General features: G+C 27.8%; 7 protein-coding genes. All 7 read right to left on the reverse strand.

What is annotated here, in order from left to right:
* Positions 1-89: 89 nt before the first annotated feature.
* Genes I4U58_RS07680 through I4U58_RS07710 form a run of 7 tightly spaced genes read right to left on the reverse strand, consistent with a single transcriptional unit; the run spans position 90 to position 15,710 of the window.
* Entirely contained in the window at positions 90-3,620 is a 3,531-nt protein-coding gene (locus I4U58_RS07680; protein ID WP_195930710.1) for an AAA family ATPase, read from the reverse strand.
* Positions 3,617-4,816, reverse strand: a complete 1,200-nt coding sequence (gene sbcD / locus I4U58_RS07685; protein WP_195930711.1) for an exonuclease subunit SbcD — start codon at positions 4,814-4,816, stop codon at positions 3,617-3,619. Before sbcD ends, I4U58_RS07680 begins: the two co-directional genes overlap by 4 nt.
* A gap of 54 nt (positions 4,817-4,870) precedes the next feature.
* A complete protein-coding gene (gene addA, locus I4U58_RS07690) occupies positions 4,871-9,025 on the reverse strand; it encodes a helicase-exonuclease AddAB subunit AddA (protein WP_195930712.1) in 4,155 nt (1,384 codons plus the stop codon).
* Complete coding sequence (gene addB / locus I4U58_RS07695; protein WP_195930713.1) at positions 9,025-12,480, reverse strand: helicase-exonuclease AddAB subunit AddB; 3,456 nt, start codon at positions 12,478-12,480, stop codon at positions 9,025-9,027. Before addB ends, addA begins: the two co-directional genes overlap by 1 nt.
* A complete protein-coding gene (locus I4U58_RS07700; protein WP_195930714.1) occupies positions 12,480-13,253 on the reverse strand; it encodes a PD-(D/E)XK nuclease family protein in 774 nt (257 codons plus the stop codon). Before I4U58_RS07700 ends, addB begins: the two co-directional genes overlap by 1 nt.
* On the reverse strand, positions 13,253-15,463 hold the full coding sequence (locus I4U58_RS07705) for an ATP-dependent helicase (RefSeq protein WP_195930715.1): 2,211 nt from the start codon (positions 15,461-15,463) through the stop codon (positions 13,253-13,255). The genes I4U58_RS07700 and I4U58_RS07705 overlap by 1 nt, the downstream gene beginning before the upstream one ends.
* Entirely contained in the window at positions 15,456-15,710 is a 255-nt protein-coding gene (locus I4U58_RS07710; protein WP_195930716.1) for a hypothetical protein, read from the reverse strand. Before I4U58_RS07710 ends, I4U58_RS07705 begins: the two co-directional genes overlap by 8 nt.
* Between the last annotated feature and the right edge of the window lie 174 nt (positions 15,711-15,884).

Raw genomic sequence — 15,884 nt, forward strand, 5'->3', positions numbered from 1 at the left:
AAATGGTCACGCTGTTGAACATGAGTGGACAAAACACGAAATAAAAGATTGTTGTAGAGTATTACTTTGTCAAGAAGTTTAAATTTATTTTAACTATATTCAATATTTATCTTTGAGCCATTTCCTCCATCATTAGGAGTTACAATAAGTTTAACTGGTACTCTATTTTTAAGTTCTTCAACATGGCTTATAATACCTACGCTTAACTGTTCGCTGTGAAGTTTTTCTAATGATTCCATAACAATATCTAAAAGCTCATTGTCCAAAGATCCAAATCCTTCATCTAAGAAGAAGAATTCTAACGGCGCACTTCCCTTTAATTGAATTTGTGAAGATAGTGCAAGCGCCAATGCTAATGATGTCAAGAAAGTTTCTCCTCCAGATAAAGTTTTGATACTTCTCCTCAACCCACCATTATAATTATCTCTTATAACAAAATTAAGATTATCGTCTATCTCTAGTACATATCTACCTTTCGTCATTATATCAAGTCTTTTAGATGCCTCTATGACTATGTACTCAAGTTGATTTTTAGCTACAAACTCTACAAATCTTTTTCCTTGCAATAATTTTTCTATTTCTTTTAATAATTCTAATTTATGTTCAGATTCATCTAATTGCTTTTGAAGTTCTTTAACCTTTTTTAAGTTCTTTTCTAATATCATAACTTCATTTTGTTTTGCACCTATTTCTTTTGTTATTTCATCAATATCATGTGCTAATTTATATTTATTTTTTTCAAGATTTAAAAACTCATCTAAATTTACTGTCTTTTTATCTAGTTTTTCTTTTAATGTTTTTATTTCAGCCGAAAGAGTTTTTTCTTCTTTTTCAAAGAACTCTATCTCATCTTTTAATTTTTCTCTTTCAGTTTCATCTATTAGAGCATTTTTAACTGCATAAATACTTTCAAATTTGTATTCAAATAATAACTCTTTTAGATTTTCTTTAGATGATTTATACTTGTCTTTTGACTCTTCAAGCTTACCTTTTACTTGGCTTATTTTTGATTTTAATTTTTCAGTTGCATATTTTTCTTCTTCTACTTCAACTCTAAGTTTAGCTTCTGTCGAAGTTATGCTATCTATTTCATCAATTATATTATTTAAAAGATGTTTTGGGTTTTGCCCCTTAGTTATTAAATTAAATTCAGTTTCTTTTTCAACCTTATCTTTTTGATTGCTTTCATTTTCTTTATTTAAACTAGATATATTTTTGTCTAATTCTATAAAAGCATTTCTCTTTTGGTTTAAATTAGAATCTATTTCTTCTTTTTTAAGCTTTAGTGAAGAATTTTCTTCTTCTATTTGTTCAACAATTCTAGAATTTTTATTTATTTCTTCTACCTTTGACTTTAAATCATCTATTTTCAAGCTAGAACTTAAGTATAAATACTCTGTTTTTATAGAATCAAATTGTTTAGTTATTTTTTCTACATTTTCTTTGATTGCATTTAGATTTTCAGTCTTATTTAAAATATCTTTACTTAATTCTATTTCTTCTTTTTCTTTTTTATTTTTACTCTTCTCTAATTCTTTGATCTCTTCTTCTAAATCTTCTTTATTTTTAGTCCAATCAGCAATCTTCTCTCTAAGCGAAATAACTTCTTTTGAGAGTTTATTGAATTCTTCGTCAATCTCATATGAGTTTGAATCCCCAATTTCTTGCTTTATCTCTGCTATTGATTGCTCTGTTATACTTATTGTACTCAATAATTGACTTTGAGAACGTATAGATTCATCATAGTCTTTTGTTGCATAACTTATCTTCTCATATATTTTTTTAATTTGACTTTCTATATATAAAATTTTGTCATTATTATTTATTTTATCTATATTTGGGTGATGAGTTGAACCACATACTGGGCATGGACACCCATCTTGTAGTTCGCTTCTCAATTCATTTGCCAAATTTAAAAACTTTTCTTCATTTAGATTTTTTTCTAATCTATTTTTTTCATTTTTATATCTTTCAAGTTGTTGTTCTAAATTCTTTACATTTCTATCTAACTTAAATTTTTCTTCTTTATCTTTATTAAGCTTATCTTGTAATGAGTTTAATTTTGTTTCATTTTGTTTTGTAGCTTCATAAAGTGATTTTAATGATGAAAGTTTAGTGGACATAAGCACAACCTCATCATTAGTTCCAGGTGATTTTGATAGTAATATTGAGTACTTATCATTAATATTTTTAAGCTCTGTATTTACTTCTTTTGTAGAGTTTTCTGCATATCTAAAATTACTTTTTAATGTTTCAAGCTCTTTTGTCAACTCTGGAATATATTTTCTATTTTCCTCAAGGTCTTTTTTAACTCTCAAATATTCTTTTTCTATCTCAAACGCCTTGTATACTTTTTCTTTAAAGTCTTCACTCGTTCTAAGTTCAGCTATTTTAGCTTCATTTTCTTTTATAGAGTTATTTACTTTATTATTTTCTTCATCTAACCCATTAATTTCTTTTATTAAAGTAGTTTTTTCTTTTTCAAAATCATAGATTTTAGATTTTAAATCATCTATTTCTTCTATTATTTCTTTTATTTTTTCTTCTATTTTTATTGCACTTTCAAATCTCTGTTTGCTAGAAATTAGTCCTTCTAATTTAGTATCTTTTTCTTTTTGTGCATGTTCATATTTCAGTTTAGTAGACTCATACTCTCTATTTAATGATGTAAAATCATGTTCTAAAGTGGCTAATTCCATACTATACTCTTCTATAGATTTTTCAAATTCCTGCACATTTTTTATATGTGGGTTTACTATCTTTGCATGACCAGAACGCTCTACTTTAACTCTATTTTCATTTATTTTTGGCTCTTTTTCATCTAGCTTTCTCTTTTTATTTTCTTTATCTTCTAATGACTGTTGATATCCTATAGTTTCTTTATATTGATTGTATGTTTTTTCAGTATCTTCTAACTCTTGTCTCATACTTCTAGATGTAGCTTGTAACTGTGTAAGTTTTTCATACGTTTCATCAAATATCTCTTGTGTAGTTCCATCATATTGTAAAAGGTTGCTTTCTAGTTTGTCTATTTCTATCTTTTTATTATCTCTATTGCCTTTTATTTTATCTGTAAGAACTTTACCGTATTTTTCAAGATTGAAAATTCTTTCAAGCATTTCACGTCTTTTACTGTCGTCTAATTGTAAAAACTCACTAAATTTACCTTGTGGCAAAACAACTGATCTTGTAAAATCAGATGCTGTAAGACCTACTATATCTATAATAGCTTTATCTACATTAGTTTTTTGCTCTGCTATAACAGTTTCTTTGCCATCCATATGAATTTCAGTCAATATAGCCCTATATGAATTAGCACTTCCTGATTTGTTTTTATTTAATATTCTCTCAACACAGTATTTTCTTTTATTGTGTTTATTGCCTATTTCAAATATATATTTTATTTTAGCGCTATTGCACGATGTATTTATATACTCTTTAGTATCTCTAGATATATTTCCATACATAGCTATAGTTATAGCATCTAGTATAGTGGATTTTCCGCTACCAGTCTTTCCAAATATACCAAATAGACCTCTCGATGTTAACTCGCTAAAATCAATAACTTGTTTTTCTATATAACTATTTAATCCACTTATCTCCAATCTAATTGGTCTCAATTATTGTCACCCTCTTTTTCAACTATGTTTAAAAATAAATCTAATAATTCACCTTTTGGCTCTACTTTGTTTCTAAATTTATAGTATTCGATAAATAATTCTTTCATCGTTTTTTCTCTCATATCTACATGTTCATACTCAAACTTCTGATTTATTATAGGTTTTATTTCTATAATATCTTTTAATAGAGATTTCATTGTTTTTATATTCTTTTGATTTATTACTTCGTCAGTAACTATTTCAAAATAAGACCATATATTTCTGTCTTTATTTTCTTCGCATATATTTATTGCTTCTTCTATTCCTTTACATTTAAATACTTCTATAGGTTTATAATTTTTAAAATAAATATCTTCTATTATAGCGTCTTGTCCTGGATGAACTTCTACTATTTTAGCACCCTTTGAGTATACTCTTTCACTTTTACTGTATTGAATTGGAGAACCACTATAATATGCATGTAATCTCTCTGATGCTTTTTGAGGCTTATGTAGATGACCTAGTGCTGTATATTGTGAGTTTTGTGGTAAGTCATTTTTTTGAACAAGAAGACTTCCACCTAACTCTATCGGTCTTTCAGAATCTGTCGATTCACCTCCAACAACAAATAGATGACTTGTAGCTATATTTATACTACCTTCTTCAAAGTTTTGCTCTAATTTTCTAAATAAATCACCTACTTTTTTACTATATGATATCTGCTGCTCTCTATCAGTATCTCCTTTTATAACTTCATTTAGCCTTTTTTCACTTGGATAAGGAAGAGTAATTAAAGTTACTTTTTCACCCTTAAAATCAAATTTTGTACACCCTTCTAATGCTTCAGTTATTTCAAAACCTTTATATTTAGCTTTATTAGTTTTGCTAAGTGGATATCCAAATACTAGTATGCCCATTTCTTCTGCTAAAGGTGTAATCGCCGATAATCTCTCTGGATTATCATGATTTCCAGAAATGACTATAACGCATCTATTCCCATAATCAGCTAATCTGCATGCAGTTTTATAAAATAATTTTTCAGCAGCAGCTGGAGGATTTGATGTATCATAAATATCTCCAGCTATTATTACCATATCTATATTATTTTCTTCGACTATATTTACAAAATCATTTAAAAACATCTCTTGTTCTTCTAGTCTACTATTTCCCTCTAATGTTTTTCCCAAGTGCCAATCTGATGTATGAATAAATCTCATCGTTTTATCTATCTCTCCTTTAATACCTCGCCCACTAATATGTGTCCGATTATTTTACTCAATTTTTACTTGTTCATCTATACTAAATAAATATAAATATTTTTCTTTTATTTTTTTACCAGTTAATGTAGAAAGTACCTCTGCATAAATTTCTAATTGTTTTTTATATTTATGGATAATTTCTTTTTTATTGTTGTTATCTATCCAATCTGTCTTATAGTCTAAAATTACTAGTCCATCATCTTCTTCAAAGTATAAATCTATAACTCCTCTAAGCATCACAGACTCATCTTCATATATTTCTCTATTATTCTTAAAAATATCGTCATTTAAATATATATCATTCATTTTTACCTGAGTGTATATCTTTTGTTCTCTTTTGACAAAGTTTGATGATAATATTCTTTTCGCTATAGGGCTTTTAAAGAATTTAAGTATTTTTCTAGGAGATAAAACTTTAGACTCTTTTTCTGTTATAACTCTTCGTTTTATCAAATCTTCAATTTGAGCTTTTATCTCTGATTCTGTTTTTACTTTATTAAAGTCTAAAACCTCCATTATTAAGTGAACTATTGTACCTCGTCTCGCACCTGTTATTTTTTCTTTTGTTTGAGCTTCACTCAAGAACTTTGGCTTTTTAAGTGTTGTCTTCATTTTATAAAGATTTGATAATTCATCTTGTTCTTCATATTCTTCTTGTCTCTTTTTTATTTCAGTAACAGATATACTTGCTGCTTTTTTTACAACACCTAAATACGGGTACTCAAAATTCAATTTATTTTGTATTTGATCATAATATTGTGTATCACTTTGTGATAAATCAATATTATTTAAAACTTCTCTGATGCCTTCTTTTTCATGTTTTTCAAAATCTATATCATCTCTAACCCAAGTCTTAACAGACCATCTCGATTCATCTTCTAGTGATATTCTCGTACATATATTATATTTTTCTCTAATAGATTCTAAATCTCTATGTTTTATAACTGCTGGCATCATCCAATCTAGATAGTTTTTACCGTTTAATATATCGTATTTTGAAACTCTTTTTTCATTAGATATATTTGACGACCACTTATGTATAGTTTGCTCGATATCTTTTATAGATGCTGTTATTATAAGTTTTTCTTTCGCTCTAGTAAGTGCAACATATAGTATTCTCATCTCTTCTGATATATTTTCTATATTTATTTTGCATTTTAGAGCTTCTTTTGCAATACTTGGATACGAGATTCTTCTTTCGAAATCTACAATCTGTGGACCATATCCTAGTTCATGATGATATAATACGTCTTTTCTAAAGTCCATGGTGTTGAAGTTTCTTCCCATGCCAGAACAAATAACGATTGGGAATTCTAGCCCTTTACTTTTGTGGATACTCATTATTCTGACTACATTTGCATTTTCTCCTAAAGTCTTTGCACTTCCCATATCAGAATTAGATTTTTTAAGTTTGCTTATAAAGTTTATAAAGTTAAAAATACCTTTAAAGCTAGTCTCTTCAAATTGTTTAGCTCTTTCAAATAGAATTCTTAAATTAGCTTGTCTTTGACTTCCACCTGGCAAAGCTCCACAATATGCATAATATCCACTATTTGTATATATATACCATAAAAATTCATCTGTACTCATATACATAGATTTTTCTTGAAGTTCTTTTAAATCATCTAAAAATCTTCTTACTTTTAAATCAAGCTCACTTAATGTTTTTTCTTCTTGGTGATTTTTATCTTGAGTCTCTAAATCTATATTATAAATAGAATCATCTTGATTATGATACATATATTCTTCGCTATATTGATTATTAAACTCTTCATCGTATTGATTTTCTGAATCTACTTGATAGTTTATATAATCTTGATCGTATATAATCTCATCATTATATGTTATTTCTTCATCTTCATATATAAAATCACTGTAGTCTATATTTTGATAATAATCATCTATTTCATCTTGAATATTTTGATTATCAACTTCATTTTCTATATGAGTTATTATAGTAGAGCTAAGCTTTTCAATTTCTTGGTCTATAACTTCATCTATATCTTTATCATCATCACTATTTTCTTCTTCTGATATACTTAAGTCTATACTTTCTCCAGCGTACTTTTTCATAGCTTCATAAAAACTTACCTTTTTATCTACCGTTCTTATATCTATAAAGTCTTCTGGAGTAAATCCATATATAGGAGAACGAAGTACTGAAATAAGGGCAATATCTTGCATTGGATTATCTATTACTTTTAGGAAAGACATTATAACTTGTATTTCCATAGTTTCAAAATATCCCTGTCCCATATCTGCATATGTCGGAATATCCATATTTATTAGTTCTTCCGCAAATACTGGTGCCCATGCTGATGTGGCTCTAAGTAATATTACAATATCTTTATATTCGATATTTCTATATTCTCCACTTTTTTTGTCAAATACCTGCATTATTTCGCCATTTTCATTAGGTCTCATAATATCTCTTATTATTTTACCGACCATTCTAGCTTCTATTTGACTTGCATCTAGATCTTCTGACTCTTCCTCATCCTTTTCTGGATTTTCAGCTTCTTCGACTTTCTTTTCCATTAGATGAATTTCTGTAGGCCCACCTAGTATTATTTTTTCGTCATCTACTTCTTCAAAACTAGCCCCTAAGTTTAGTTTTTCTTCTTCGTTATACTCAATTTCACCTAAATTTTTACTCATAATATGCTCAAATATATAATTGACACTATCTACTACTTCTTTTCTACTTCTGAAGTTTTTATAAAGCATTATTTTTTTATATTTACTGCTTAAATCAGTATCATAAGTCGCATATTTTTGAAGGAATATTTCTGGTTTTGCCTGTCTAAATCTGTATATACTCTGCTTAACGTCACCAACCATAAACCTATTTGGTTCATTTTGTTTAGCTATTGTAGACAAGATAACTTCCTGTACTTGGTTACTATCTTGGTATTCATCTATAAAGATTTCATAGAATTTTTCTCTATATTCAAGCGCAATATCAGAAGGTATATTTTTACCATCTTTATCAAATAAGAAATCTCCATTTTCATCAGTTTGTGTTAAAATTTGTAGTGCAAAATGCTCTATATCGTGGAAATCTATAATTCCCTTGTCTCGTTTTTTCTGGCTATAGATTTTATCAAATATTAAAACTACATCTGATAGTGATTTAACTACTGGATATAAAAATTTAATCTCTTCTTTTAAATCATCGTAATGTTTACTAAATACTGATGTTTTTATTTTTTCTATAGATTTTTTAGCATTATCTCTAGTGTTTTTAGCTTTATCTTTTTCTTCTTTTACATAAGCTGGTGCATCTTTTGGAATTCTTTTGACTCCTTTTGCATAGTTTTCAAATTGCATAGTCGCTATTTTTGAATAAGCCTCATTCCAAGATATATCACATGCCTCTAATATATGTTTTATTTTTTCATACTCTATCTTTAACTTAGCTATAAAAGTCTCTAACTCTTCTATCCCAGATACATCTTCAATCGCCTTAGCCATAGATGTCTCCACACCTTCAACTTGTATTTTTACAGTTTCAAGTATAGCTTTAGCCCATTTTGATGTTGCAAAATCAAAGTTTTCATCTATATTAAAATCTTCTGCACTTTGTATTAACCATTCTTTTGGATATGGAGATGCCATAACAAAACTATAAATAGATAAAATCAAGTTTTGTAAATTTGAATCTCCTCTTTTTTCGGCATAACAATCTACTAAATAACAAAACTCTTCGTCTTGTTCTTCATATAAAATATCAAATACTTCATCTATAGCTTCTAATTTCATAAGAGAACACTCTGTCTCATCACCTATTCTAAAATTGGGATCTAAATTTATTTTATGAAAATTTGATTTTATAACTTCCAAACAAAATGAATGTATTGTCGTTATACTAGCTTTATTTAAAAGTACTAATTGGTCTTGAAGGTGTTCATCTTCTGGATTTTCATCTAATTTCTTAGAGATAGCATCTCCTATTCTCTCTCTCATCTCAGATGCTGCTGCATTTGTAAATGTAACTACTAATAATTTATCTATATCTACTTTTAAGTCTGGATTTAAAATCATCTGTATTATACGTTCTACAAGAACAGCAGTTTTACCAGAGCCAGCAGCTGCTGCAACTAATAAGTTCCCACCTCTACTATCAATTACACTTTGTTGTTCACTTGTCCATTTTGGAGAACTCATTATTCCACCTCCTCTGCCATCATTTGAATAATTTCTTCGTTCTTTTTATCTTTTATAATATTGTAATTATTGTCTTTAAGTGTAGGGTCAAACTGACATATAGAGTTATATATACAGAAATCACATGAAGTCCTGTCTTTATGTTTATTAGGGCTTATACTTATATCTCCACCTAACATACCTTCACATAAATCCTTTATCTCATGTTTTACATATTTTCTAAGTATTTCAAACTCTTGATATGTTACACTATTTGTACTTTTTGATAGACTTCCATCTTTATTTAAACCAGCAGGAACTATAAGTGATGATTTAACATCTTCTTCATAAAGTGCCTTATCCATTTTCTTTATTATGTGGGCATCTTTTGCAAGAAGTCCCTTCATCTTAGATTGTTTTAATATTTCTTCGTCTATCTGTTCTTCATCTTTATTTTCGCTAAACTTTGCAATTGGATTGTCAATCTTACAATATAAAATTGCCGCTGGATGGATACTTGTTCCTTTTTTCATCGCACTTTCAATTATCGCGTCTAAGTATACTAATAATTGAAGTTGCAATCCGTAGTATACTTCTGTAAGGTTTACATTTTTATCTGATGATTTATAATCTATTATTCTTATATATCTATCATCACCTTCATCAAATTCATCTATTCTATCTATTTGACCGATTAGATTTATCTGTGTTCCATCTTCTAATATTATTCTTATAGGTGGATATTTTCCCGTTTGACCAAAGTTAACTTCATAATCTATAGGTTCAAATTCTCCAGATTTAATTTGTTTGGCAATTATATTTATAGCTGCCATAAGCATTTTTTTAAGTCTATAAGATAGGTATTTATATCTTGGTGAACTATTTAATATAAATCCTGGAATTTGTAAAACCATGAAATCCACAATAGAGTTTACCTTTTTATCTATATAGGCTTCGTTAATTTGGTTCCAATGAAGACCATCTTTTTCTAGTGATTTTGAGAACTCGTACATTATGTTATGTATAAATGTTCCTAAATCCGGTGCAGCAAATGAATATTCTTTTCTTTCTTGTGCCTTAAGCCCGTATTGAATAAAGTAGGCAAATGGACAAGCTGAATACTTTTCTAACTTAGATACACTTAAATTATGTGTTTCGTATAATTTATTTATTTTTTCTTGTGATACCTTGTGTACCATATTCGTATAAGTAAGTCCTGAAATTATTTTTCTTGTAATTTCTCTATATTTATTGTCATTTGCAAAATATCTATATACATCTAGCCATAAATTTTCGATTTCTTCACCATTGTCAAATGATTTTATTTTATTTACCATTTTATTAAATGTTGGAGATTTAACAGTTATATCGTCCATCATTTCTTCTTCATTTTCTCTTTTATTTTCTAGTAAATAACTTTCTACTTCTAGTTTTGGGAATATCTTTTTAACCCTAGATATTATAATAGACGGTCTCAAACTTCTTCCCTCTGAATCAGCAACTGGATAAGTTAATATAAGATTTTCTGAAGTTGAAGTAAGTGCCTTATAAACTAAAAATTGTTCTTCAAAAGTCTTTGTCTTACTATCTATATCTATTTCAACCCCTCTATCCATAAGTGTATTTCTATCTTTGTCGTTTAATATTCCCTTTTCTTTAGCTATTAGTGGAAATATCCCGTCAGTAACGCCTATTAAATAAAGGTATTTTGTGTTTGGATTTTTCATTCTGTCTACACTACTGACTAGAACTTGGTCTATACTCGGTGGGACTAATCCCAATTCATATTCTTCAAATCCAAGGCTTATTATTTTAATAAATCTGTCTATAGATACGACATCATCTCCCATTATCTCTACAATTTGGTCTAGTATATCGATTACTATATCCCAAACTTGAGAGTATTGGCTCGCAACTTCCAACTCACCTTTAGCTTTAAAGTCTTCAACCAAGTCGTAAATAGTTTGTTCCATGTCTATTTCTACTAAAAATTCATATATATTTTTACAGATCTCTCTACAGCTTTTTTTACCTTTTAATTTATTTTGTAATTTTATAACTGGACTTAGAACTCTATTTTTTATTTCATTTATAGTTTGTATAGTTTGAGATTCTTCTTCTGTTATATCAGAATTATAGTTATTCACAGCCCTATATTCCCATTTTTCTTCTAACCACTTCTTGCCTTTTATTCCGTTTAATATTACGTAATTTTCGATTAAGCTGACTTCATCTACACTAAGACCTATAAGTCCACTTTTTAAGTATCTAAACATAACTTCATATGAATATCTTTTATTTTTTATTTCAAGCGCTGAAGTAATCAATACTATTATTGGGTTTGATTTGACATCTCTTTTTTTATCTATAAAGTTTGGTATTTCGTACTCATTAAATATAGAATGTACTAAAAAGTCATATCTATTTAAGTCCCTTGTCGCCACAGTTATATCTTTATATCTTATATTTTTATCTCTGACTAAGTTGACTATTTCCTTTGCAATATGTTCAACTTCTTCATATAAGTTGTTAAATTCTTTTATCTTAAGATAATTAACTTCTTTTTCATAATCATGGTATGGATAAGCATTATAGTATCTTTCTAAATGTAAAAGCTCGTTATTATTTTCAAAACGCTTTATTTTACCTTTATTTAAGTCTATATATGGATTTATTTTTACTCCATTATCCATAGCTATTTTTCTTAACTTTTCATAAGTGTATTTAGTTCTTGAGAATGGATCATTTTTTCTATAGTTTAAGTAGTTTACATTGTCTACAGTAAGCGATATACTAACTTCTTTTGCCTTTTTAAGAAGTTTTGCTAAAATAGAGTACTGTTTTGGTGTAAACCCTGTAAATTCGTCTATATATACATAACATCCATCAAAGTAACTAGTATTTTCTAGCTTTTGAGCTAGAGAACCAAGCATATCTTGTGAGTCTACGTAGTTTTCGTGTAGCTCATTTTCAAAAGCTTCGTATATTTTACTTACATCTTTTAATTTTAATCTAAGTGTTTCGTTTTCAATATCTTCAGCTATATACTCTAGCATATCGTAATTTACATTATATTGTTTTAATTCGCTTATTATCTCACTTACTGAACCTACAAATCCAGTTTGTGCTGCTGCCTTTGAAAATACATTTAACTCACTTGCTACTTTTTCTATAGCTTTATAAGTTATCATTGCTTTACCACTTGAATTTATATTTACATCTGTTAAACCGCCTGTTTTAGTAAATACAAGAGCACTCATAGTATTAAATGTAAGTACTCTAGTTCTCATATACTTGTCCTTTTCTTTTCCTAAATATAGAGAACTTATTTTTTTCTCCATCTCGAAGGAATACTGCTCTGGAACTAATAATATTACAGGTGTTGTCTCATTGTCTTGAACTCTTTGTTTTATTTCATTTAACAAATATGTACTTTTTCCGCTTCCGCCTCTTCCAAATACAAATCTAAGTCCCATTAATCATCCTCCTCTATCATTTCATCAAAATCTATATTTTCATCTATAATATCGTAGTTTATATTTTTATTGTTACAAAGCTTATTAAACTCACAATATTTACAGTGATTTTTATTTTTTTGTATATATCCATCAAAATCTAAATTACTTATATTGTTTATAAAGCTTTCTATAATATATTTACTTTTTAGATGTTTTTCTTTATTGTATTTTACAGTTATAGGGTAGTTATCTATTTTCAATCTAAAGTACTTCATACTTATATTTTCAGTATCGATATTTAAATTGTAAATCTTTTGAATTACTTCTTTTGCTAGATACATATACACTATTGTCTGCATTCTATTTTCTATGTTTTTATAGCTTGAATTTTGTGATTCTGTCTTCCAATCCCAAATTTCGATGCTGTTATCATCTATAATTACTAAATCATATTTTGCAGTTAAGTAATTTTCTCCTATTTTAATTCTAACTTCGTATTCTGGCAAATATATTTTAGATTCATCTATATAAATTATGTCCTTTATCTTTTCTATCCATAATTTAAACTCTTCACTTATATTTTCTCCAATTGGAATATTTTTAAAATATCTTTCGCATAATAAATGAAACTCACTCCCCGATTTTAGTCCTTCATAATAATCTCGGCTTTCTATGGAATCGAATCTCCAATTTATATTGTCTATATATTTATATTTAAACTTTAAAGGACATGATTTAAATGTGTTTAATGAATTTTGACTGTATAGAAAATATTTAAGTTTTTGATCCATTATTTATTCATCTCCCTTTTTTCTTTTATCAATTGATTTAATATTTTAAGATATAAACAAGGTTCTTGTTTTTTCTTAGTGTTTTTTGATTCTTCTTCTGATTTATAACTACTTCCCATCATTATAAGCATTTCCTTAGCTCTTGTAATACCTACATATAACAGCCTAATTTTTTCATTTATAATATCTATTTTCGTCTGTTTATAATAATTTTGTGTCAACTTCCCATTTACTATTAAGTCTATTTGATTGTTGATTAAAGCCTCAGTATTTTTATATTTATCTTTTAAGTACCATTTATCACATTGAAACTTTTGATTTATATTATCTGGAAAATGAAACTGCGTCAATTGAAGTAAAAATACACAATCCCATTCCATCCCTTTAGATTTATGATAATTGCATACTGTTATGCTTCCCGGTTGTGGTTCATATCCATTTATTTCGTATACTACATCTATCATATAATTAAATACTTTGCTTTTATTATCAGATAAAACGTCGTATATCTCCCAAAGCGTTATATTTGGCATTTCATTTGTAATATATCTAACATAAAATGCAATATAATCAACTAGTGACTTTTCTTCGTCTTTTAAATCTAGTTTTTCTTTAATAAATAAAATCAACTCATCAATCTTTGTTGTAGAATGTTCTAAAATTTCAACTAAAGAATTTAGTCCTTGTTTAAAAGTTATATACATCTCACATTTGTCGTCTATTATAAGAGGTTTATCTTTTACATTGCTATATAACAACTCTTCTACACTATACTCTCTTAATATATTTAAAAAGTCATTTTTGCCTTCTCTGTTGTCTGTTTTTATAAACACACTAGAAAGGACATCTATTAAAACTTCTATATCGTCACAATTTATTATAAAATTTATTATTTTAGCTATATTATCGATTATCCTTCTTTTGTTTTTTGAATTTGGCCCCAATTCTTCAAATTCTAGTCCTTCTTGTTCAAGAACTTTTGAAACTTGGCTTAATTGTGAGTTATAAGGAACTAAAATTCCTATACTCTTTTCTGGATATTTTAATTTTAATCCTTTTACATATCTAACTGTTTGAAGTATTTCTTCTTCAAAGGTTTTATACCACATTGCATTTATTTGATATTTATCTGGATTAGGATTTTCTTTATAGCCTTGTCCTTTTTCTACTGTTTCTATCTCTATTTGTTGTAGAGCTTCCCTACATTCTGTTTCTTCTAAATCATTACATACAAACTCCACTAAGTTATTAGCAAGTTCTAGTATGTCTGCTGAACTTCTATTGGACATATTCATTTCATAACAATGATCAGCTTCTTCCATAAATTCCTTAAAGAATCTAGGATCAGAAGAAGAAAATGTACCTGTTATACTTTGATTTACATCTCCAACTCTAACTAAGTTATTGTTTTTTTCACAGATTAATTTTATTATCTTCCCTTGAATCTCATTAGAATCTTGACATTCATCTTCAAATATATATTTATATCTATTTTGGAATTTTTCTCTTAGCTGCTCGTCTATACTCAAAGTTTTATAAGCATAAATTAATAAATCATCATAATCTAAAAGACCATTTTGTTTTAATTTTTTATCATAATCTTTATATATAAAACTTATCATTTTTAAAATACCTTTGTTGCTAAGTGTATTTTCTTCTAGCTTTTGTGGGGTTATATCGTTGTATTTTAAACTACTTATAGCTTTAGCTACTAATTCAAAAAATCCATCTTGCCACGCTTCAAGTTGTATATCGTACCACATTTGATTTTTTTGCTCTTTTAAAAAATATCTATATGCAGTTTCTCCTCCACTAGCCCTAAACGTATTTATACAGTCATTTAACATCATCGTTTTTTGAAGATCATCTGCAATATTAAAGTCTTCACTCAACATCATGACTTCTGGCTTTTCTTTTATTATTTTAGCTGCAAGAGAATGTATCGTCATTACTTCAAATCCGTTAGTAGAGTCTATTCCCTTTTCTTCTAAAATCTTTTTTATTCTGCCTTTAAAATTATTTGCGGCACTGTTCATATATGTAAGAATCAATATCTTCCCTTTTTCATTTTTATTTTCTGCTAGTAGTTTAGTAACTAAATTTGTCACTATAAAAGTCTTTCCCGCTCCTGGTACTGCCGGCACTGCCATCGTCCCATTTTCATAGTTCATTATTGGTATTTGGTCTTTTCTATAATTTATCTTACTCAAGAGCGTCCCCTCCTTTATTTATAAGTCTAAGCAGTAAGCTGTATAATCCACCTTCTTGTATATACCCATTTATAGAATAATCACTTTTATATGCATATACATTTTCAGCGTATTTTAGCAAATTATAAACAGTGTTGTATAAGAAGTACTTTTTATAACTTTCCTCCATATCACTTGTGTATATATCTTCATCTCTAAAAGATTTTTTTAAGACAAGTGGATTTGCTAAATCTTTTTCTATCTTCATATTCCAAGTATTACTTCCTATATCTACCCATATTTGAGTCTTTCTTTTAATATTATTTGATATATAAGAAAAAGGTGTCGTTATTAATACTGCATCTCTATCTTTTTACCTATTTTATTTCTCTCTAGATTAGCTTGCATATGATTTCCTCCTTAAAACTAAATAAAGGAACAT

The sequence above is a fragment of the Clostridium sp. 1001270J_160509_D11 genome (assembly GCF_015667935.1).
Classification (GTDB): Bacteria; Bacillota; Clostridia; order Peptostreptococcales; family Peptostreptococcaceae; genus Intestinibacter.

Coding starts and splice junctions, on each gene's coding strand:
- sbcD (WP_195930711.1), bottom strand. CDS start 4,816: ATGAGATTTATTCATACATCAGATTGGCACTTGGGAAAAACATTAGAG.
- addA (WP_195930712.1), bottom strand. CDS start 9,025: ATGAGTTCTCCAAAATGGACAAGTGAACAACAAAGTGTAATTGATAGT.
- addB (WP_195930713.1), bottom strand. CDS start 12,480: ATGGGACTTAGATTTGTATTTGGAAGAGGCGGAAGCGGAAAAAGTACA.
- I4U58_RS07700 (WP_195930714.1), bottom strand. CDS start 13,253: ATGGATCAAAAACTTAAATATTTTCTATACAGTCAAAATTCATTAAAC.
- I4U58_RS07710 (WP_195930716.1), bottom strand. CDS start 15,710: ATGAAGATAGAAAAAGATTTAGCAAATCCACTTGTCTTAAAAAAATCT.